The sequence below is a fragment of the Enterobacter sp. 302C9 genome, assembly GCF_034106085.1.
Classification (GTDB): Bacteria; Pseudomonadota; Gammaproteobacteria; order Enterobacterales; family Enterobacteriaceae; genus Enterobacter; species Enterobacter asburiae_B.
Map to the genome: position 1 here is coordinate 20,457 of NZ_JAWNBW010000015.1, position 20,303 is coordinate 40,759.

Annotated in this window: 20 protein-coding genes; 15 read left to right on the plus strand and 5 right to left on the minus strand. The window is 55.0% G+C overall.

All coding sequences use genetic code 11. From position 1 onward, the window contains the following. Positions 1-39: 39 nt before the first annotated feature. The 14 genes from atpE (at position 40) to phoU (ending at position 14,283) form a co-directional block, all read left to right on the plus strand. Entirely contained in the window at positions 40-279 is a 240-nt protein-coding gene (gene atpE / locus UR289_RS20020; protein ID WP_000429386.1) for a F0F1 ATP synthase subunit C, read from the plus strand. Between the two features lie 48 nt (positions 280-327). Beyond that, positions 328-798, plus strand: coding sequence for a F0F1 ATP synthase subunit B (atpF, locus tag UR289_RS20025; protein ID WP_014072436.1), 471 nt, complete (start codon positions 328-330; stop codon positions 796-798). 14 nt (positions 799-812) lie between these two features. Further along, positions 813-1,346: a F0F1 ATP synthase subunit delta gene (atpH, locus tag UR289_RS20030; RefSeq protein WP_023309790.1), complete on the plus strand. Its 534-nt coding sequence runs from the start codon at positions 813-815 to the stop codon at positions 1,344-1,346. Between the two features lie 12 nt (positions 1,347-1,358). After that, positions 1,359-2,900, plus strand: coding sequence for a F0F1 ATP synthase subunit alpha (atpA, locus tag UR289_RS20035; protein WP_006808751.1), 1,542 nt, complete (start codon positions 1,359-1,361; stop codon positions 2,898-2,900). A 51-nt stretch (positions 2,901-2,951) separates the two neighbouring features. Beyond that, entirely contained in the window at positions 2,952-3,815 is an 864-nt protein-coding gene (gene atpG, locus UR289_RS20040; protein ID WP_008500191.1) for a F0F1 ATP synthase subunit gamma, read from the plus strand. A 31-nt stretch (positions 3,816-3,846) separates the two neighbouring features. Next, positions 3,847-5,229: a F0F1 ATP synthase subunit beta gene (gene atpD, locus UR289_RS20045; RefSeq protein ID WP_006177559.1), complete on the plus strand. Its 1,383-nt coding sequence runs from the start codon at positions 3,847-3,849 to the stop codon at positions 5,227-5,229. A 20-nt stretch (positions 5,230-5,249) separates the two neighbouring features. After that, on the plus strand, positions 5,250-5,669 hold the full coding sequence (locus tag UR289_RS20050) for a F0F1 ATP synthase subunit epsilon (RefSeq protein WP_006177560.1): 420 nt from the start codon (positions 5,250-5,252) through the stop codon (positions 5,667-5,669). Between the two features lie 138 nt (positions 5,670-5,807). Then, positions 5,808-7,178: a bifunctional UDP-N-acetylglucosamine diphosphorylase/glucosamine-1-phosphate N-acetyltransferase GlmU gene (gene glmU, locus UR289_RS20055; protein ID WP_033144363.1), complete on the plus strand. Its 1,371-nt coding sequence runs from the start codon at positions 5,808-5,810 to the stop codon at positions 7,176-7,178. Positions 7,179-7,540: 362 nt separating this feature from the next. Next, a complete protein-coding gene (glmS, locus tag UR289_RS20060; protein ID WP_023309792.1) occupies positions 7,541-9,370 on the plus strand; it encodes a glutamine--fructose-6-phosphate transaminase (isomerizing) in 1,830 nt (609 codons plus the stop codon). 321 nt (positions 9,371-9,691) lie between these two features. Continuing rightward, entirely contained in the window at positions 9,692-10,732 is a 1,041-nt protein-coding gene (pstS, locus tag UR289_RS20065; RefSeq protein WP_008500186.1) for a phosphate ABC transporter substrate-binding protein PstS, read from the plus strand. 128 nt (positions 10,733-10,860) lie between these two features. Continuing rightward, positions 10,861-11,820 carry a phosphate ABC transporter permease PstC gene (gene pstC / locus UR289_RS20070; protein ID WP_023309793.1) on the plus strand — a complete coding sequence of 320 codons (960 nt, stop codon included), beginning with the start codon at positions 10,861-10,863 and terminating at the stop codon, positions 11,818-11,820. Beyond that, entirely contained in the window at positions 11,820-12,710 is an 891-nt protein-coding gene (gene pstA, locus UR289_RS20075; RefSeq protein WP_023309794.1) for a phosphate ABC transporter permease PstA, read from the plus strand. The genes pstC and pstA overlap by 1 nt, the downstream gene beginning before the upstream one ends. Positions 12,711-12,757: 47 nt before the next feature. Then, a complete protein-coding gene (gene pstB / locus UR289_RS20080; protein ID WP_010426574.1) occupies positions 12,758-13,531 on the plus strand; it encodes a phosphate ABC transporter ATP-binding protein PstB in 774 nt (257 codons plus the stop codon). A gap of 26 nt (positions 13,532-13,557) precedes the next feature. Then, positions 13,558-14,283, plus strand: coding sequence for a phosphate signaling complex protein PhoU (gene phoU / locus UR289_RS20085; RefSeq protein WP_008500182.1), 726 nt, complete (start codon positions 13,558-13,560; stop codon positions 14,281-14,283). A gap of 94 nt (positions 14,284-14,377) precedes the next feature. Here the strand turns inward: phoU and yieH are convergent, their stop codons facing one another. Continuing rightward, complete coding sequence (gene yieH / locus UR289_RS20090; protein WP_320711407.1) at positions 14,378-15,043, minus strand: 6-phosphogluconate phosphatase; 666 nt, start codon at positions 15,041-15,043, stop codon at positions 14,378-14,380. A gap of 164 nt (positions 15,044-15,207) precedes the next feature. Here yieH and adeP point away from each other — a divergent pair, with 164 nt between their 5' ends. Further along, positions 15,208-16,545 (plus strand): adenine permease AdeP, encoded by a 1,338-nt coding sequence (gene adeP, locus UR289_RS20095; RefSeq protein ID WP_147429993.1) that lies wholly within the window; start codon positions 15,208-15,210, stop codon positions 16,543-16,545. A 103-nt stretch (positions 16,546-16,648) separates the two neighbouring features. Here the strand turns inward: adeP and UR289_RS20100 are convergent, their stop codons facing one another. From UR289_RS20100 to UR289_RS20115, 4 genes are all read right to left on the minus strand, one after another. Then, positions 16,649-17,215, minus strand: a complete 567-nt coding sequence (locus UR289_RS20100; protein ID WP_023309798.1) for an NADPH-dependent FMN reductase — start codon at positions 17,213-17,215, stop codon at positions 16,649-16,651. A gap of 36 nt (positions 17,216-17,251) precedes the next feature. Further along, the gene (locus UR289_RS20105; protein ID WP_248235625.1) at positions 17,252-17,998 is read right to left on the minus strand and encodes a 4'-phosphopantetheinyl transferase family protein; all 747 of its coding nucleotides are present in this window, start codon (positions 17,996-17,998) and stop codon (positions 17,252-17,254) included. 122 nt (positions 17,999-18,120) lie between these two features. Next, entirely contained in the window at positions 18,121-19,092 is a 972-nt protein-coding gene (gene yidZ, locus UR289_RS20110; RefSeq protein WP_029741480.1) for an HTH-type transcriptional regulator YidZ, read from the minus strand. Then, positions 19,061-20,236, minus strand: coding sequence for an MFS transporter (locus tag UR289_RS20115; RefSeq protein WP_320711409.1), 1,176 nt, complete (start codon positions 20,234-20,236; stop codon positions 19,061-19,063). The genes yidZ and UR289_RS20115 overlap by 32 nt, the downstream gene beginning before the upstream one ends. Positions 20,237-20,303: the final 67 nt, after the last annotated feature.

Sequence of the window (20,303 nt, forward strand, 5' to 3'; positions counted from 1 at the left end):
ACACTACTACGTTTTAATTGAAACAAACTGGAGACTGTCATGGAAAACCTGAATATGGATCTGCTGTACATGGCTGCCGCTGTGATGATGGGTCTGGCGGCTATCGGTGCTGCGATCGGTATCGGCATCCTCGGGGGCAAATTCCTGGAAGGCGCAGCGCGTCAACCTGATCTGATTCCTCTGCTGCGTACTCAGTTCTTTATCGTTATGGGTCTGGTGGATGCTATCCCAATGATCGCTGTAGGTCTGGGTCTGTACGTGATGTTTGCTGTCGCGTAGTAGTAGTTTTAAAACCCTAAGCCACAGAAATTAAAGAGGTATTGTGCTGTGAACATGAACGCAACAATCCTCGGCCAGGCCATCGCGTTTATTCTCTTTGTCTGGTTCTGCATGAAGTATGTATGGCCGCCTTTAATGGCTGCCATCGAAAAACGTCAGAAAGAAATTGCTGACGGTCTGGCTTCCGCAGAACGCGCTAAGAAAGATTTGGACCTTGCACAGGCCAACGCGACAGACCAGCTGAAAAAAGCGAAAGCTGAAGCTCAGGTAATCATTGAACAGGCTAACAAACGCCGTTCTCAGATCCTGGACGAAGCCAAAGCTGAAGCAGAACAGGAACGTACTAAGATCGTGACACAGGCTCAGGCAGAAATTGATGCTGAGCGTAAACGTGCTCGTGAAGAACTGCGTAAGCAGGTTGCGATTCTGGCTGTTGCTGGCGCCGAGAAGATCATCGAACGTTCCGTGGATGAAGCTGCTAACAGCGACATCGTGGACAAACTTGTCGCTGAACTGTAAGGAGGGAGGGGCTGATGTCTGAATTTGTTACGGTAGCTCGCCCCTACGCCAAAGCAGCTTTTGACTTTGCTGTCGAACACCAAAATGTCGATCGCTGGCAGGATATGCTGGCGTTTGCCGCTGAGGTGACGAAAAACGAACAAATGGCTGAGTTGCTTTCCGGTGCGTTAGCACCTGAAACTCTCGCCGCGTCGTTTATCGCCGTGTGCGGAGAGCAACTGGATGCCAACGGCCAGAACCTGATTAAGGTGATGGCAGAAAATGGTCGTCTCCGTGTGCTCCCGGATGTTCTCGAGCAGTTTGAGCACTTACGTGCCCTTAGTGAAGCAACCGCTGAAGTCGAAGTGACTTCTGCGACTGAACTGAGTAATGAACAGCTTGCGAAAATCACCGCCGCGATGGAAAAACGTCTGTCACGCAAAGTTAAGCTGAATTGCAAAATCGATAAGTCTGTAATGGCAGGCGTAATCATCCGTTCGGGTGATATGGTCATTGATGGCAGCGTACGCGGCCGTCTTGAACGCCTTGCAGACGTCTTGCAGTCTTAAGGGGACTGGAGCATGCAACTGAATTCCACCGAAATCAGCGAACTGATCAAGCAGCGCATTGCTCAGTTCAGTGTTGTGAGTGAAGCTCACAACGAAGGTACTATTGTTTCTGTAAGTGACGGTGTTATCCGCATCCACGGCCTGGCCGATTGTATGCAGGGTGAGATGATTTCCCTGCCGGGTAACCGTTACGCTATCGCACTGAACCTGGAGCGCGACTCCGTAGGTGCAGTTGTGATGGGTCCATACGCTGACCTCGCCGAAGGCATGAAGGTTAAGTGTACTGGCCGTATTCTGGAAGTGCCGGTTGGCCGTGGCCTGCTGGGTCGCGTTGTTAACACCCTGGGTGCGCCAATCGACGGTAAAGGTCCGGTTGAGCACGATGGCTTCTCCCCAATCGAAGTTATCGCACCAGGCGTTATCGACCGTCAGTCCGTAGATCAGCCTGTTCAGACAGGTTATAAGTCCGTTGATGCCATGATCCCAATCGGTCGTGGTCAGCGTGAACTGATCATCGGTGACCGTCAGACCGGTAAAACCGCGATGGCTATCGACGCCATCATCAACCAGCGTGACTCCGGCATCAAATGTGTGTACGTGGCCATCGGCCAGAAAGCGTCCACCATTTCTAACGTGGTTCGTAAACTGGAAGAGCACGGCGCACTGTCTAACACCATCGTTGTGGTAGCAACTGCGTCTGAATCTGCTGCACTGCAATACCTGGCGCCATATGCCGGTTGCGCAATGGGCGAATATTTCCGTGACCGCGGTGAAGATGCACTGATCGTATACGATGACCTGTCTAAACAGGCTGTTGCTTATCGTCAGGTTTCCCTGCTGCTCCGTCGTCCACCTGGACGTGAAGCGTTCCCTGGCGACGTATTCTACCTCCACTCTCGTCTGCTGGAGCGTGCTTCCCGCGTTAACGCGGAATACGTCGAGAACTTCACCAAAGGTGAAGTGAAGGGTAAAACGGGCTCTCTGACCGCTCTGCCGATCATTGAAACCCAGGCGGGTGACGTTTCTGCGTTCGTTCCGACCAACGTAATCTCCATTACCGATGGTCAGATCTTCCTGGAAACCAACCTGTTTAACTCCGGTATTCGTCCGGCGGTTAACCCGGGTATCTCCGTATCCCGTGTTGGTGGTGCTGCTCAGACCAAGATCATCAAGAAACTGTCCGGTGGTATCCGTACCGCGCTGGCACAGTATCGTGAACTGGCTGCGTTCTCTCAGTTCGCATCCGATCTGGACGAAGCAACCCGTAAACAGCTGAGCCACGGTCAGAAAGTGACCGAGCTGCTGAAGCAGAAACAGTACGCACCAATGTCTGTTGCTCAGCAGGGCCTGGTACTGTTCGCGGCTGAACGCGGTTACCTCGAAGATGTGGAACTGGCGAAAATCGGTAGCTTCGAAGCCGCTCTGCTGGCTTACGTCGACCGTGATCACGCTCCGCTGATGCAAGAGATCAACCAGACCGGTGGCTATAACGACGAAATCGAAGGCAAGCTGAAAGCTATCCTCGATTCCTTCAAAGCAACCCAATCCTGGTAATCGTCCGGCGGCTTGTCTCAGGACAAGCCGCCTGGCATTGAGGAGAAGCTCATGGCCGGCGCAAAAGAGATACGTAGTAAGATCGCAAGCGTCCAGAACACGCAAAAGATCACTAAAGCGATGGAGATGGTCGCCGCTTCCAAAATGCGTAAATCGCAGGATCGCATGGCGGCCAGCCGTCCTTATGCAGAAACCATGCGCAAAGTGATTGGTCACCTTGCAAACGGTAATCTGGAATATAAGCACCCTTACCTGGAAGAACGCGACGTTAAGCGCGTGGGCTACCTGGTGGTGTCGACCGACCGTGGTCTGTGTGGCGGCTTGAACATTAACCTGTTCAAAAAACTGCTGGCGGATATGAAAGCATGGTCTGAAAAAGGCGTTCAGTGCGATATCGCAATGATCGGCTCTAAAGGCGTCTCTTTCTTTAACTCCGTTGGTGGCAACATTGTCGCTCAGGTGACCGGTATGGGTGATAACCCGTCCCTGTCCGAACTGATCGGCCCGGTTAAAGTGATGTTGCAGGCCTATGATGAAGGCCGTCTGGACAGACTGTACGTTGTCAGCAACAAATTCATTAACACCATGTCTCAGGTTCCAACGCTCACTCAGATGCTGCCGTTACCGGCATCAGAAGATGACGAGCTGAAGCAAAAAGCCTGGGATTACCTGTATGAACCCGATCCGAAACCGCTGCTGGATACCCTGCTGCGTCGTTACGTTGAATCTCAGGTTTATCAGGGCGTTGTAGAAAACCTGGCCAGCGAGCAGGCCGCACGAATGGTGGCGATGAAAGCCGCGACCGATAATGGCGGCAGCCTGATTAAAGAGCTGCAGTTGGTTTACAACAAAGCTCGTCAGGCCAGCATTACTCAGGAACTCACCGAGATCGTCTCGGGGGCCGCCGCGGTTTAACCAGGTTTACGAATTACGTAGAGGATTCAAGATGGCTACTGGAAAGATTGTCCAGGTAATCGGCGCCGTGGTGGACGTCGAGTTCCCTCAGGACGCCGTACCACGCGTGTACGACGCGCTTGAGGTACAGAATGGTAACGAGAGCCTGGTGCTGGAAGTTCAGCAGCAGCTCGGCGGCGGTATCGTGCGTACCATCGCTATGGGTTCTTCCGACGGTCTGCGTCGTGGTCTGGAAGTAAAAGACCTTGAGCACCCGATCGAAGTCCCGGTAGGTAAAGCAACACTGGGTCGTATCATGAACGTATTGGGTCAGCCAATCGACATGAAAGGCGACATCGGTGAAGAAGAGCGTTGGGCTATCCACCGCGCAGCACCTTCCTACGAAGAGCTGTCAAGCTCTCAGGAACTGCTGGAAACCGGTATCAAAGTTATCGACCTGATGTGTCCGTTCGCGAAGGGCGGTAAAGTCGGTCTGTTCGGTGGTGCGGGTGTTGGTAAAACCGTAAACATGATGGAGCTGATCCGTAACATCGCGATCGAGCACTCCGGTTACTCCGTGTTTGCGGGCGTAGGTGAACGTACTCGTGAGGGTAACGACTTCTACCACGAAATGACCGACTCCAACGTTCTGGACAAAGTATCCCTGGTTTACGGCCAGATGAACGAGCCACCTGGAAACCGTCTGCGCGTTGCGCTGACCGGTCTGACGATGGCTGAGAAATTCCGTGACGAAGGCCGTGACGTTCTGCTGTTCGTTGATAACATCTACCGTTACACCCTGGCCGGTACGGAAGTATCTGCACTGCTGGGTCGTATGCCTTCAGCGGTAGGTTATCAGCCTACGCTGGCGGAAGAGATGGGTGTTCTTCAGGAACGTATCACCTCTACCAAAACCGGTTCTATCACCTCCGTTCAGGCGGTATACGTACCTGCGGATGACTTGACTGACCCATCTCCAGCAACCACCTTTGCGCACTTAGATGCAACCGTGGTACTGAGCCGTCAGATCGCGTCTCTGGGTATCTACCCGGCCGTTGACCCGCTGGACTCCACCAGCCGTCAGCTGGATCCACTGGTTGTTGGTCAGGAACACTACGACACCGCGCGTGGCGTACAGTCCCTGCTGCAGCGTTACCAGGAACTGAAAGACATCATCGCCATCCTGGGTATGGATGAACTGTCTGAAGAAGACAAACTGGTGGTAGCACGTGCGCGTAAGATCCAGCGCTTCCTGTCCCAGCCGTTCTTCGTTGCGGAAGTATTCACCGGTTCTCCGGGTAAATACGTTTCCCTGAAAGACACCATCCGTGGCTTTAAAGGCATCATGGAAGGCGAATACGATCACCTGCCGGAGCAGGCGTTCTACATGGTTGGTTCCATCGACGAAGCCGTGGAAAAAGCCAAAAAACTTTAACGCCTTAATCGGAGGGTGATATGGCAATGACTTACCACCTGGACGTCGTCAGCGCAGAGCAACAAATGTTCTCTGGTCTGGTCGAGAAAATCCAGGTAACGGGTAGTGAAGGTGAACTGGGTATTTTCCCGGGTCACGCACCGCTGCTCACCGCCATTAAGCCTGGTATGATCCGCATCGTTAAACAGTTCGGTCACGAAGAGTTTATCTATCTCTCCGGCGGCATTCTTGAAGTGCAGCCTGGCAGTGTGACCGTTCTGGCCGATACCGCTATCCGTGGACAGGATCTCGACGAAGCGCGAGCCCTGGAATCGAAGCGTAAGGCTGAAGAGCACATTAGCAGCTCTCATGGTGACGTGGATTACGCTCAGGCGTCTGCGGAGCTGGCCAAAGCGATCGCGAAACTGCGCGTTATCGAGTTGACCAAAAAAGCGATGTAACACCGGCTTGAAAAGCACAAAAGCCAGTCTGGATACCAGGCTGGCTTTTTTTTTCGGCCTTAATTCATGATGAAAAAGATGTAGAATTTTAAGCATCAAACGTTTTTACTTCACACTCAAACTACCGTCAGGATGCGTATGTCAAACAGTGCGATGAGCGTGGTGATCCTTGCCGCTGGCAAAGGGACCCGCATGTATTCCGATCTGCCTAAGGTGCTCCACACGCTTGCAGGAAAGCCAATGGTGCAGCATGTCATTGATGCAGCGAACGAACTGGGTGCCGGTCAGGTCCACCTGGTCTACGGCCACGGCGGCGATCTGCTTAAAAAGACGCTGAGCGATGACAAGCTCAACTGGGTGCTTCAGGCCGAACAGCTGGGCACAGGCCATGCGATGCAGCAGGCTGCGCCTTTCTTTGCGGATGACGAAGACATTTTGATGCTCTACGGCGATGTCCCGCTGATCTCCGTTGAAACCCTGACTCGCCTGCGTGAAGCCAAACCGCAGGGCGGTATCGGTTTGTTGACCGTCGTGCTGGACGATCCAAGCGGTTATGGCCGCATCACCCGTGAAAACGGCAACGTCACGGGTATTGTTGAGCATAAAGATGCCAGCGACGAACAGCGCCAGATTCAGGAGATCAACACCGGTATTCTGATTGCCAGTGGCGCGGACATGAAGCGCTGGCTGTCTCAGCTCAACAACAACAACGCACAGGGTGAATTCTACATCACCGACATCATTGCGATGGCGTACCAGGAAGGACGTGAGATTGCGGCGGTTCATCCGGCGCGCATCAGCGAAACCGAAGGGGTGAATAACCGTCTTCAGCTTTCCCGCCTGGAGCGCGTTTATCAGTCCGAGCAGGCCGAAAAACTGCTGCTGGCGGGCGTGATGCTGCGCGATCCGGCGCGTTTCGATCTGCGTGGTTCGTTATCTCACGGTCGTGACGTTGAAATTGATACGAACGTTATCCTCGAAGGTCACGTCACGCTGGGCAATCGCGTCAAAATTGGCGCCGGCTGCGTGATTAAAAACAGCGTCATCGGCGACGACTGCGAAATCAGCCCGTACAGCGTGGTAGAAGATGCTCGTCTGGATGCGGCCTGTACCATCGGCCCGTTTGCGCGTCTGCGCCCGGGCGCTGAGCTGCTGGAAGGCGCTCACGTGGGTAACTTCGTGGAAATGAAAAAAGCGCGTCTGGGTAAAGGCTCGAAAGCCGGTCATCTGACCTATCTGGGCGACGCGGAAATTGGCAATAACGTGAATATTGGTGCAGGGACTATTACCTGTAACTATGACGGTGCGAATAAGTTTAAAACCATCATCGGTGACGACGTGTTCGTTGGCTCCGATACGCAGCTGGTGGCGCCTGTTACCGTGGGTAACGGAGTGACTATCGCCGCCGGAACAACCGTTACGCGCGATGTGGCCGAGAACGAGCTGGTGTTAAGCCGCGTGCCGCAGGTCAGCAAGCAGGGCTGGAAACGCCCGGTGAAGAAAAAGTAACGGATTTACCCCTCACCCTAACCCTCTCCCCATAGGGGAGAGGGGATCGTTCGGTGCGGTGTTTTTCTCCCTCGCCCCTTTGGGGAGAGGGCCGGGGTGAGGGGATAATATAATCCTCCCCCCACGAGCAGTACCCATAAAAATAACCCCACTCTCTACAAGGCTCGGGGTGCCCGGAAAGGGCGTTACCCAAAGGATTTCGCGTTGTGGCAAGGCGGCAAGCGTATGAGTCCATGGGAGCTTACTTAAGTAAGTGACCGTGGCGAGTACGAGAAGCCAACGCAGCCGCAGCGTGAAAGACGCAGGGAAAATACAGGTCAGCGACAACGCAGGCATAATGCCTAAATTCGGAATCTAAAATTATGTGTGGAATTGTTGGCGCAGTTGCGCAGCGTGATATTGCTGAAATCCTTCTCGAAGGTTTACGTCGTCTGGAATACCGTGGTTACGACTCTGCCGGTCTGGCTGTCGTCGATGCAGAAGGTCATATGACCCGTCTGCGTCGTCTCGGTAAAGTGCAGATGCTGGCCCAGGCCGCGGAAGAACATCCGCTGCACGGTGGTACCGGTATTGCGCACACCCGCTGGGCGACGCACGGCGAACCGTCTGAAGGTAACGCGCACCCGCATGTGTCTGAACACATCGTGGTCGTGCACAACGGCATTATCGAAAACCACGAACCGCTGCGCGAAGAACTGAAAGCGCGCGGCTACACCTTCGTCTCTGAAACTGACACCGAAGTGATTGCTCACCTGGTGCACTGGGAGCTGGAGCAGGGCGGTACACTGCGTGATGCGGTGCTGCGTGCTATCCCTCAGCTGCGCGGTGCGTACGGTACGGTGATCATGGATTCCCGCGATCCGTCCACATTGCTGGCCGCGCGTTCCGGTAGCCCGATGGTTATCGGTCTGGGCATGGGCGAAAACTTCATCGCTTCTGACCAGCTGGCGCTCCTGCCGGTCACTCGTCGCTTTATCTTCCTCGAAGAGGGTGATATCGCGGAAGTGACCCGTCGCAGCGTGACCGTCTTCGATACCAAAGGCGAGCAGGTGAAACGTCAGGAGATCGAATCGAATCTGCAGTACGACGCGGGCGACAAAGGCGCTTACCGTCACTACATGCAGAAAGAGATTTACGAGCAGCCAAACGCCATCAAAAATACGCTGACCGGGCGCATCAGCCACGGTGAAGTGGATCTGAGCGAGCTGGGCGCAAACGCGAACGAACTGCTTGGCAAGGTCGAGCATATTCAGATCGTGGCCTGCGGCACCTCTTACAACTCCGGTATGGTTTCTCGCTACTGGTTTGAATCCCTGGCGGGCGTGCCGTGCGATGTGGAAATCGCGTCTGAATTCCGCTATCGCAAATCCGCGGTGCGTCGCAACAGCCTGATGATCACCCTTTCCCAGTCCGGCGAAACGGCGGATACGCTGGCAGCGCTGCGTCTGTCTAAAGAGCTGGGTTACCTGGGCTCGCTGGCTATCTGTAACGTTCCTGGCTCATCGCTGGTGCGTGAGTCCGATCTGGCGCTGATGACCAAAGCGGGCACAGAAATCGGTGTGGCCTCCACCAAAGCGTTTACCACTCAGCTGACCGTTCTGCTGATGCTGGTGGCGAAGCTGGCGCGTCTGAAAGGTGAAGATGCGTCCGTTGAGCACGACATCGTTCACGGCCTGCAGGCGCTGCCGAGCCGTATTGAGCAGATGCTGTCTCAGGACAAACGCATTGAAGCGCTGGCGGAAGATTTCTCTGACAAACATCACGCCCTGTTCCTGGGTCGTGGCGATCAGTATCCGATTGCGCTGGAAGGCGCGCTGAAGCTGAAAGAGATCTCCTACATTCACGCTGAAGCCTATGCGGCTGGCGAGCTGAAGCACGGCCCGCTGGCGCTGATTGACGCGGATATGCCGGTCATCGTTGTGGCACCAAACAACGAACTGCTGGAAAAACTGAAGTCTAATATCGAAGAAGTGCGCGCCCGCGGCGGCGTTCTGTACGTCTTCGCCGACAAAGATGCCGGTTTTGTCAGCAACGACAACATGCATATCATCGAGATGCCGCATGTGGAAGAGGTGATTGCACCAATCTTCTACACCGTTCCGCTGCAGCTGCTGGCCTATCACGTTGCGCTGATCAAAGGCACCGACGTTGACCAGCCGCGTAACCTGGCGAAATCGGTTACCGTAGAATAATCCCTTCAGGCTCCACCTTCGGGTGGAGCTTTTTTATCCTGCCCGGCTTGTTTTTAATCAATCCTTTCTCGTTTTTAATAATGACAATTTGTCATCTTCAGCTACTTTTTTCAGTGTCACATAAAGAAAATATTTCAGAAAACGTCTTGTCATAAAAGCGGCTAACACGATGAAAAATAAGCTTTCTTTTGCTGGTTTTTAAGTGAAATTTACGTTGTCATAAAACTGTCATAATTCGTACATTTATCTGTCACCTGTTTGTCCTATTTTGCTCATCGTAGCCACTAAACAACGATTTACGAAAATCTTGCAGGAGACATTATGAAAGTTATGCGTACCACTGTCGCAACTGTTGTCGCCGCGACCTTATCTCTGAGCGCGTTCTCTGTATTTGCAGAAGCAAGCCTGACTGGCGCTGGTGCAACCTTCCCTGCGCCGGTGTATGCCAAATGGGCGGATACCTACCAGAAAGAAACCGGTAACAAGGTTAACTATCAGGGTATCGGCTCCTCCGGTGGCGTTAAACAAATTACCGCGAACACTGTTGATTTCGGCGCATCAGACGCTCCGCTGTCTGATGACAAGCTGGCTCAGGAAGGCCTGTTCCAGTTCCCTACCGTGATCGGCGGTGTGGTTCTGGCCATCAACCTGCCGGGCGTGAAGTCGGGTGAGCTGGTGCTGGACGGCAAAACGCTGGGTGACATCTACCTGGGCAAAATCAAAAAATGGGATGACGAAGCGATCGCTAAACTCAACCCAGGCCTGAAGCTGCCTTCTCAGAACATCGCCGTGGTTCGCCGCGCGGATGGTTCCGGTACCTCTTTCGTGTTCACCAGCTACCTGGCAAAAGTGAACGAAGAGTGGAAATCTAAAGTCGGCTCCGGCTCTACCGTTAACTGGCCAACCGGTCTGGGCGGTAAGGGTAACGACGGTATCGCCGCGTTCGTACAGCGTCTGCCTGGCTCAATTGGTTACGTAGAGTATGCGTACGCTAAGCAGAACAACCTGTCCTACACCAAACTGGTTTCAGCCGACGGCAAACCGGTTAGCCCGACCGAAGAGAACTTTGCTAACGCGGCGAAAGGCGCTGACTGGAGCAAATCCTTCGCGCAGGATCTGACTAACCAGAAAGGCGAAGGTGCATGGCCAATCACCTCTACCACCTTCATCCTGGTTCACAAAGAGCAGAAGAAACCTGAGCAGGGCGCCGAAGTGCTGAAGTTCTTCGACTGGGCGTACAAAAACGGCGGCAAACAGGCTAACGCCCTGGATTACGCCACCCTGCCGGACAACGTGGTTGAGCAGATTCGCGCTGCATGGAAAACCAACGTGAAAGACAGCAGCGGTAAAGCGCTGTACTAACAGGATATATTTAACGAAGATGGCGGGTGGCGCTGCGCTTACCCGCCCTACGGTTTAAGCTGTAGGCCCGGTAAGCGTCAGCGCTACCGGGCATATTCGTAAAAACGTCTCAAACAGAAGAGTAATTTATGGCTGCAACCAAGCCTGCATTTAACCCTCCGGGTAAAAAAGGTGACATGATTTTCAGCGCGCTGGTGAAACTGGCTGCGCTGATTGTGCTATTGCTGCTGGGCGGCATTATCGTGTCTCTGATTTTCTCCTCATGGCCGAGCATCCAGAAATTCGGTTTTTCCTTCCTGTGGACCAAAGAGTGGGACGCGCCGAACGATATCTACGGTGCCCTGGTACCGATTTACGGCACGCTGGTGACCTCGTTCATCGCCCTGCTGATTGCGGTTCCGGTGAGCTTTGGTATTGCCCTGTTCCTGACGGAGCTGGCGCCGGGCTGGCTGCGACGCCCGCTGGGTATTGCCATCGAACTGCTGGCGGCCATTCCAAGTATCGTTTACGGCATGTGGGGCTTGTTCATCTTTGCTCCGCTGTTCGCCACGTATTTCCAGGAACCGGTCGGTAACGTGCTTTCCGCCATTCCGTTTGTGGGGGCCCTTTTCTCTGGCCCGGCTTTCGGTATCGGCATTCTGGCGGCAGGTGTGATCCTCGCCATCATGATTATTCCTTACATTGCGGCGGTTATGCGCGATGTCTTCGAACAAACGCCGGTGATGATGAAAGAGTCGGCCTACGGTATCGGCTGCACCACCTGGGAAGTTATCTGGCGCATTGTCCTTCCGTTCACCAAAAATGGGGTGATCGGGGGCGTGATGCTGGGCTTAGGTCGTGCACTGGGTGAAACCATGGCGGTCACCTTTATCATCGGTAACACCTACCAGCTCGACAGCGCGTCGCTCTACATGCCGGGTAACAGTATTACCTCGGCGCTGGCGAATGAATTTGCGGAAGCGGAATCCGGGCTGCACGTGGCGGCGCTGATGGAGCTGGGTCTGATTCTGTTCGTTATCACCTTCATTGTTCTGGCGATTTCCAAGCTGATGATTATGCGCCTCGCTAAAAATGAGGGGGCACGCTAATGGCAACTCTCGAAATGCAAGCTACCGCTGAACTGGCGGAATCCCGCCGCAAAATGCAGGCCAGACGCCGCATGAAAAACCGTATTGCCCTGTCGCTCTCTATGGCGACAATGGCGTTCGGCCTGTTCTGGCTGGTCTGGATCCTCTTCTCGACGGTCGTTCGCGGGATTGACGGGATGTCACTGTCGCTTTTCACCGAAATGACGCCGCCGCCGAACACGGCGGGTGGTGGCCTGGCGAATGCTCTGGCGGGCAGCGGCTTGCTGATCCTCTGGGCGACGGTCTTCGGCACGCCGCTGGGCATCATGGCGGGCATCTACCTGGCAGAATACGGGCGTAAATCCTGGCTGGCCGAAGTCATTCGCTTCATCAACGACATTCTGCTGTCTGCACCTTCTATCGTTGTGGGTCTGTTTGTTTACACCGTGGTGGTGGCGCAGATGGAACACTTCTCCGGCTGGGCGGGTGTGATTGCCCTGGCGCTGCTGCAGGTGCCGATTGTTATTCGTACCACCGAGAACATGCTGAAACTGGTGCCGGACAGCCTGCGCGAAGCGGCCTATGCGCTGGGTACGCCGAAATGGAAGATGATCTCTGCAATTACGCTGAAGGCGTCTGTTTCCGGGATCATGACCGGTATCCTGCTGGCGGTTGCGCGTATCGCGGGTGAAACGGCGCCGCTGCTGTTTACGTCTCTCTCCAACCAGTTCTGGAGCACGGACATGATGCAGCCGATCGCCAACCTGCCGGTGACGATCTTTAAATTTGCGATGAGCCCATTCGCGGAATGGCAGCAGCTGGCCTGGGCCGGAGTGCTGATCATTACCCTTTGCGTACTGTTGCTGAACATTCTGGCGCGCGTCATTTTCGCGAAGAAGAAACACGGTTAATTTTTTACGGCGCGGCAGCTCGCGGCGCCGAATGAGGAAATGAGTCAATGAGTATGGTTGATACTGCCCCGGGTAAGATTCAGGTTCGTGATTTGAACTTCTACTACGGCAAATTCCATGCCCTGAAGAACATCAACCTGGATATCGCGAAGAACCAGGTCACGGCATTTATTGGTCCGTCCGGCTGTGGGAAATCCACGCTGCTGCGCACCTTTAACAAAATGTATTCGCTCTATCCGGAGCAGCGCGCTGAGGGTGAAATCATCCTGGACGGTGAAAACATTCTGACCCAGGCTCAGGATATCGCCCTGCTGCGCGCCAAAGTGGGGATGGTGTTCCAGAAACCAACGCCGTTCCCGATGTCCATTTACGACAACATCGCGTTTGGCGTGCGTCTGTTTGAAAAACTCTCCCGTGCCGATATGGACGAGCGCGTGCAGTGGGCTTTGACCAAGGCCGCATTATGGAACGAAACCAAAGATAAGTTACACCAGAGCGGTTACTCTCTCTCCGGTGGTCAGCAGCAGCGTCTGTGCATTGCGCGCGGTATTGCTATTCGCCCGGAAGTGTTGCTGCTGGATGAGCCATGTTCAGCTCTGGACCCGATCTCAACCGGCCGTATTGAAGAGCTGATCACCGAGCTGAAGCAGGATTACACCGTGGTTATCGTGACCCATAACATGCAGCAGGCTGCGCGTTGTTCCGATCACACGGCGTTTATGTACCTGGGCGAGTTGATTGAGTTCAGCGATACGGACGCGCTGTTCACCAGGCCCGCGAAGAAACAAACCGAAGATTATATTACTGGCCGCTACGGTTGATTTGCCTTAGTGCATGTGGAGAAACCATGGACAACCTCAATCTTAATAAACACATTTCCGGCCAGTTCAACGCAGAGCTGGAAAGCATTCGCACCCAGGTAATGACCATGGGCGGCATGGTCGAGCAGCAGCTTTCTGATGCGATTACGGCAATGCACAACCAGGACAGCGAGCTGGCGAAGCGCGTCATTGAAGGCGACAAAAACGTCAACATGATGGAAGTCGCTATCGACGAGGCCTGCGTGCGCATTATCGCGAAACGTCAGCCGACGGCGAGCGACCTGCGTCTGGTGATGGCGATCATCAAAACCATCGCCGAGCTGGAGCGTATTGGTGACGTTGCGGATAAAATCTGCCGCACCGCGCTGGAGAAGTTCTCTCAACAGCACCAGCCGCTGCTGGTGAGCCTGGAGTCGCTGGGCCGCCACACCGTGCAGATGCTGCACGATGTGCTGGATGCCTTTGCGCGTATGGACCTGGACGAAGCGGTGCGTATCTACCGTGAAGACAAGAAGGTCGACCAGGAGTATGAAGGCATCGTGCGTCAGCTGATGACCTACATGATGGAAGATTCACGTACGATCCCAAGCGTACTGACCGCCCTGTTCTGCGCGCGCTCTATTGAGCGTATCGGCGACCGCTGCCAGAACATTTGCGAATACATCTTCTACTTCGTGAAAGGTCAGGACTTCCGTCACGTGGGCGGCGACGAGCTGGACAAGCTGCTGGCGGGTAAAGATCCGAAAGAGTGATTTTTACCCTCACCCTAACCCTCTCCCACAGGGAGAGGGGACAATTCGGTTTTCTCCCTCTCCCCTGGGGAGAGGGTCGGGGTGAGGGGAAAACTCAGCGAGTAATATCCCACCCGCGCGCCTTCCACAGCGCTGGCAGCTGCGCCAGATCGGTAAAGGTCGTGACATTGGGATGATCGATCGGCTTGTTGTGCGGGTCGGCGCAGAAGTAAAACACCTCCATCCCCGCATCAATCCCCGACTGCGCGCCCGCAGACGAGTCATCCACCAGAATACAGTTCTCTACGTTGACGTTCATCGCTTTTGCCGCATGGAACATCAGCGCCGGGTCTGGCTTCCAGCGCTGGATATCGTAGCCGCTGAACAGTTTTTCCGGGAAATGGTGCAACATCTCAAGCTTGCCCAGCGAGTGCTGCATTTTGCTGACCGGGCCGTTAGAAACGACGCAGACTGGCACCGTCATCGCATCCAGCAACGCGTTAGCTCCGGAGATAACCTCCAGCTCGGAGTCGAAAAGGTGTGCGACCTCGGCGCGGTACACCGGTTCCAGATCGGCTTTCGCCAGATTCACACCGTGTTCTTCGTTAATGATGTCGATGATCTCGTAGAGCTTTACGCCCTTAAAGCGTTTAAACACCTCTTCGAGTTCCAGCGTAATGCCAAATTCCTGGAACATGGTGACATACGCGCGGGAACAAATGACCTCACTGTCGACCAGCGTACCGTCGCAGTCGAAAAATACCGCTTCAATTCCGGACATGCCTTTCCCTTTTAACAAGTTTAACGTTTACGTACGGCAGTTCGCCGGCACGCAATCGTTGCCGTATAAGCAAAATCAATGAAAAAAGTATCACGTAACCGCCACTATTGTCGCATTTTGGTATAGGATAGCGACGAATTTTCCCTCCTTGTTCGGAATTGATGATGAGTCAACAACACACTACCCAGACATCTGGTCAGGGTCTGCTTGAGCGCGTTTTTAAACTGCGCGAGCACGGCACAACGGCACGCACCGAAGTGATCGCTGGTTTCACCACCTTCCTGACGATGGTCTATATCGTTTTTGTGAACCCTCAAATTCTGGGCGTCGCTGGCATGGATACCAGCGCCGTCTTCGTGACAACCTGTCTGATCGCGGCTCTTGGCAGCATCCTGATGGGTGTGTTCGCTAACCTGCCTGTTGCGCTGGCACCGGCAATGGGCCTGAATGCGTTCTTCGCGTTCGTGGTTGTTCAGGCGATGGGTCTGCCGTGGCAGGTTGGCATGGGCGCCATCTTCTGGGGCGCGGTTGGCCTGCTGCTGCTGACCATTTTCCGCGTGCGTTACTGGATGATTGCAAACATTCCCGTGAGCCTGCGCGTGGGCATTACCAGCGGTATTGGTCTGTTCATCGGTATGATGGGGCTGAAAAACGCCGGCGTTATCGTGGCGAACCCGGACACGCTGGTGAGCATCGGTCACCTGACTTCTCATAACGTGCTGCTGGGCGTGCTGGGCTTCTTTATCATCGCGATCCTGGCTTCCCGCAATATTCACGCGGCGGTGCTGGTGTCCATCGTTGTCACCACCCTGCTGGGCTGGATGCTGGGCGATGTTCACTATAACGGTATCGTCTCCGCGCCACCGAGCGTCTCTACCGTGATTGGTCACGTCGATCTGGCGGGTTCTCTGAACCTGGGCCTGGCGGGCGTGATTTTCTCCTTCATGCTGGTCAACCTGTTTGACTCCTCCGGCACGCTGATTGGCGTGACCGACAAAGCGGGCCTGGCGGATGAAAAAGGGAAATTCCCGCGCATGAAGCAAGCGCTGTTTGTGGACAGCGTCTCCTCTGTGACCGGTGCTTTTATCGGAACCTCGTCCGTTACCGCGTACATTGAATCGTCTTCCGGCGTGTCCGTGGGCGGCCGTACCGGCCTGACGGCGGTGGTTGTGGGTATTCTGTTCCTGCTGGTGATCTTCCTCTCTCCGCTGGCGGGTATGGTTCCTCCGTATGCGGCAGCCGGCGCGCTGATCTATGTGGGGGTGCTGATGACCTCCAGCCTGTCACGCGTGAAGTGGGATGATTTAACCGAAGCGGTGCCGGCGTTTATTACCGCCGTGATGATGCCGTTCAGCTTCTCGATTACCGAAGGTATCGCGCTGGGCTTTATCTCTTACTGCGTAATGAAGATCGGTACCGGCCGCTTCCGCGACCTCAGCCCTTGCGTCATCGTTGTGGCGCTGCTGTTTGTGCTGAAGATTGTGTTTATTGATGCACACTAAGATGCTGGTGGTGTCAGGTGGCGCTTCGCTTACCTGACCTACGGGCAAAGTTCCCTCTCCCTGTGGGAGAGGGTTAGGGTGAGGGCATCAGGCTGCAATAAGCTTAAGCCTTCACCCGCTTAATATAATCCCCAAACGCCGTCAGCTGGCCAGACAGATGATCGCGCGTGCTCTGATCCACCACTTCACCCGTTTGCGGGTCGACCTTGTTCTGAATCACACCACCCATAAATTCCGGCTTGTTCATGACCATCGCATCCAGGAACACCAGGATCTGGCGCAGATGATACTGGCAGCGCGCGCCGCCAATCGCGCCCATTGAGCTGGTCTGGATCAGCACCGGCTTGCCTGCCAGCGGCTGCTCAGGTAAGCGGGACAGCCAGTCGATGGCATTCTTCAGACCACCCGGAACCGAATAGTTGTACTCTGGCGTCACGATGACCACGCCGTCGGCCTGGCGGATCTGCTCTGCCAGCGCCTCAACGCTTTGCGGGAAACCCTCTTCCTGCTGTACGTCAGCGTCATAGAGCGGAATATCGCCAATAGACGGCAGGGCGCTAATTTCCATTCCTGCCGGTGCCAGCTGTGGCAGCGTGCGGGCAACCATCCCGTTAAATGAACCTTTGCGCAGGCTTCCCAGTAACGTAACTACTTTCAACGTATCAGACATGATTACTCCTGTTTCATCATGATGACCCTGATTGGATCAGCTAAGGGTGAATGCTTTTTCTGCCGGTAAACTGGTTAAACGCATCAGGCGTGCGGCGGGCTCGTTGGCACGCTCGGGCACATCAGGAAGGCTACGCCATCCCTGTTGGCTGTCAAATTCCCAGATTTTCATGCGTTCGATGGCGGGGGTAACCGCAATGGACCAAATGAGCACATCCTCTGCGTCACTGAGCGCCTCTACCAGCGTGGCCTGGGCGGCACGCAGACGTCCGGAGCCTGGCAGCAGCTGCAGCAGGCTGGCGTCGTCTGAGGCGCATCCACAGAGCTTGCGGATGCTCTGGCGCAGGGTAATGAGCTGGGCTCGGGCTTCGACAGGATCGTTCTGGTTGCGTACCCACAGCCTCTCATTGCTGGAGAGCGGATAGTCTTCATGCGCATTACCGCCATGGAAGCTACGTGTCGCGCGCTGAAGTTCCATATCCAGCCCACAATCCCCTTCGGTGGTCAGCGCGACGCCAATGATATTGCCCGCGTAGGCAATCGAAAAACGAGGGAGATCCGGGTCGGCAAAGACCGGGCGACCTTCGGGTTGGGTAATGATGTCCGGCAGCTCGCTGGTGCCGTACAGCATAAACAGCAGTTCTGCGAGAAGCGCCCGGGAAGCTAAAAACCGCGTTCTGCGGTGTTCCGGGAGAGTGAGTGCTTCACTGTGACAGGCTGAAGAAATTCTTGCCGATACGAGACGTCCTTCCGTAAGTATCCCTCTTGCAAAGTGCGTAGCCATTTTTCGCTCCTTGATAATGGTCGTAATCGGTTAAACGGTTACATGATTATCGCTTAACTTGACTCCTGTTTTAATCAGTAAATGGGAGTAAGAGAAGCCTCAGGACCGAACTTTACATTTTCTTAGGCAAAAATTGGATCGCTGGCACCGTACAGCGCCTTGATGGTTTCCCGCAGCCAGAGGATTTTCGGATTATGGCTGTTTCGTTTATGCCAGATCAGCGTGAAGGGAACGGTAAGCTTTTCAGCCTGCGCTTCGTCAATGGGAATGGGCAGCGCGATCAGCTTCCGCTGGTGGAGTTGATTGTAGTGATGGCAGTAGTGCGGAGCCGTGGCGATATAGTTATGGCCGGGCTGCGCCGCCATAAACATCGACTGCTCAAAACCCGGCACGCTCATGGCAATGTTTCTCTCCCGACCCATCTCCTTTAGCACTTCGTCCAGTGCCCAGGTGTCGCTGCGTTCCCAGAAGATGCTGATGTGCGGGTAGCGCAGGAAGGTCTCGAGGTTCCATTCGTCCTGTAGCGCGGGGTGATCCTCACGCAGATACACGCACGGACGGTCGCTGAACAGGATCTCATAGTCGATGAACCACGGCATTAGCTTCAGCAATTCACGCGAGCGCGGGTGCGTTTCGCGTCCGGTGAATCCCAGATCCACCTCTCCACGCGTAATGGCGTCCAGCGAGTCGTAATCCCAGTGACGCATCTTCACCGTAGCCTGCGGATAGCGCTGGTTCACCTGCTCCAGCAGGGCGTTAAAGCGGATCAGCATCAACGGCGTTTCGGCGGCCAGCACGAACGTTAGCCCGCCCGGGGAATCATGGTGGAATTTATCGAGGATCTGGTTGCCGATTTGCATCCAGTCAGCCAAATCCTGCTCGAGGCTTACCGTCAGCGGGGTCGGCAGCAGCCCCAACGGCGTTTTGACAAACAGCGGGTCGTCAAACCAGTCACGCAGCTTGGCCAGCGATTTACTCACCGCAGACGGCGTCACGTTCATCCGCTTCGCCGCTTTGGTGACGCTGCGCTCCTGCAGCAAAAGCTGCAGGCACAGCAACAGGTTAAGATCGAGACTGCTGATGGGCTTCTTCATAATGCGCCGCGGGCTGGATGACCATAAGTAAGGTGATGCACAGTATGCTACAGCCAATCAGAACCCCGATCAGCATATTCAGCGCGTTAAGCCCGATGACCGCCGCCAGCCAAATCCACAGCGACGAGCCGCAGACCTGCGCAATTCCCAGCACCGAGCTTGCTACGCCTGCCCGCAGCGAGAAGGGACCAAGCGCCTGACTCATCGCCACGCCAAAGCCAACCGAGAACCCGGCGCAAATGAGGGTAATGCCGGCCAGCATTACCGCATGCGAGCTGGCGGTTGCCAGGATCGCGCCTGCCGTGAGGAATAAAACCTGTGAGGTCAGCATCAACGTACGCTGGCTAAAAACATTTAGCGCAAACGGGGTAGAAAACGACACTGCCATACTGACCATGGCGGTTAATGCCATCACCGTTGAATACTCACCCCGATCGAAGCCCATGGTTTCCATCAGTAAAACCGGGGAAACGTTTACATAGGTCAGAATCACCGCCACGCTTAACGTGGTCACGGCCAGACGACTGAGAAAAAAGCGGTTAAGCAGCTTCTCGGCTGGGTGAATGGCTGCGGTATGACTGGTATTCTGCGAGCCCGGGTGGGTCTCTTTCAGCACGGCGATGGACAGGACAAACACCAGCGCGCCCATCGCCGCCATGGTCCAGAACAGGCTCTGCCACGGGAATTTCAGCATGATCAGATATCCCACGACCGGGGCCAGCACCGGGATGATGCAGGTAATACCGTTCAGCATCGAAAGCACTTTGGCGCGACGCTGGGCGCTTAAGGTGTCGCGCAAAATGGCAAACGCGACGACGTAGCAGCCACCGGCTCCAATGCCCTGAATAAACCGTCCGGCCAGGAACAAGGGGCTGTTTTGCGCCTGTGAGCAGAGAAGAGAGGCCAGGGCAAAAATGATGGCGCCGGTTATCGCGACGGGCTGACGGCCTGCCTTATCCGCGATCTTCCCGGCAAAGACCATCGACGACGCCATCCCCGCGAGGTAGGCCGAAAACGCGATGTGCAGCTGCGCTTCGCTGGCGCCCAGATCGCGGGCGATGTGCGGCAATCCCACCAGATACATATCAATGCCGGACGGATAAAGCAGAACTAATGCGAAACTACAAAACAGAAAACGCGCCATAAACCCCCCATAGATGCAGGCATGCAGGATAGGGGGTGAAAAGGGATTAGGCGAGTTGCCATTTGGA

Bases quoted from the DNA above. Each gene is read 5' to 3' on its own strand.
- yidZ (WP_029741480.1), bottom strand. From the start codon at position 19,092: ATGAAGAAGCCCATCAGCAGTCTCGATCTTAACCTGTTGCTGTGCCTG.
- atpH (WP_023309790.1), top strand. From the start codon at position 813: ATGTCTGAATTTGTTACGGTAGCTCGCCCCTACGCCAAAGCAGCTTTT.
- atpG (WP_008500191.1), top strand. From the start codon at position 2,952: ATGGCCGGCGCAAAAGAGATACGTAGTAAGATCGCAAGCGTCCAGAAC.
- pstB (WP_010426574.1), top strand. From the start codon at position 12,758: ATGAGTATGGTTGATACTGCCCCGGGTAAGATTCAGGTTCGTGATTTG.
- UR289_RS20105 (WP_248235625.1), bottom strand. From the start codon at position 17,998: ATGGCTACGCACTTTGCAAGAGGGATACTTACGGAAGGACGTCTCGTA.
- pstC (WP_023309793.1), top strand. From the start codon at position 10,861: ATGGCTGCAACCAAGCCTGCATTTAACCCTCCGGGTAAAAAAGGTGAC.
- atpE (WP_000429386.1), top strand. From the start codon at position 40: ATGGAAAACCTGAATATGGATCTGCTGTACATGGCTGCCGCTGTGATG.
- pstA (WP_023309794.1), top strand. From the start codon at position 11,820: ATGGCAACTCTCGAAATGCAAGCTACCGCTGAACTGGCGGAATCCCGC.
- adeP (WP_147429993.1), top strand. From the start codon at position 15,208: ATGAGTCAACAACACACTACCCAGACATCTGGTCAGGGTCTGCTTGAG.
- UR289_RS20050 (WP_006177560.1), top strand. From the start codon at position 5,250: ATGGCAATGACTTACCACCTGGACGTCGTCAGCGCAGAGCAACAAATG.
- yieH (WP_320711407.1), bottom strand. From the start codon at position 15,043: ATGTCCGGAATTGAAGCGGTATTTTTCGACTGCGACGGTACGCTGGTC.
- pstS (WP_008500186.1), top strand. From the start codon at position 9,692: ATGAAAGTTATGCGTACCACTGTCGCAACTGTTGTCGCCGCGACCTTA.
- atpA (WP_006808751.1), top strand. From the start codon at position 1,359: ATGCAACTGAATTCCACCGAAATCAGCGAACTGATCAAGCAGCGCATT.
- phoU (WP_008500182.1), top strand. From the start codon at position 13,558: ATGGACAACCTCAATCTTAATAAACACATTTCCGGCCAGTTCAACGCA.
- UR289_RS20115 (WP_320711409.1), bottom strand. From the start codon at position 20,236: ATGGCGCGTTTTCTGTTTTGTAGTTTCGCATTAGTTCTGCTTTATCCG.
- glmS (WP_023309792.1), top strand. From the start codon at position 7,541: ATGTGTGGAATTGTTGGCGCAGTTGCGCAGCGTGATATTGCTGAAATC.
- atpD (WP_006177559.1), top strand. From the start codon at position 3,847: ATGGCTACTGGAAAGATTGTCCAGGTAATCGGCGCCGTGGTGGACGTC.
- UR289_RS20100 (WP_023309798.1), bottom strand. From the start codon at position 17,215: ATGTCTGATACGTTGAAAGTAGTTACGTTACTGGGAAGCCTGCGCAAA.
- glmU (WP_033144363.1), top strand. From the start codon at position 5,808: ATGTCAAACAGTGCGATGAGCGTGGTGATCCTTGCCGCTGGCAAAGGG.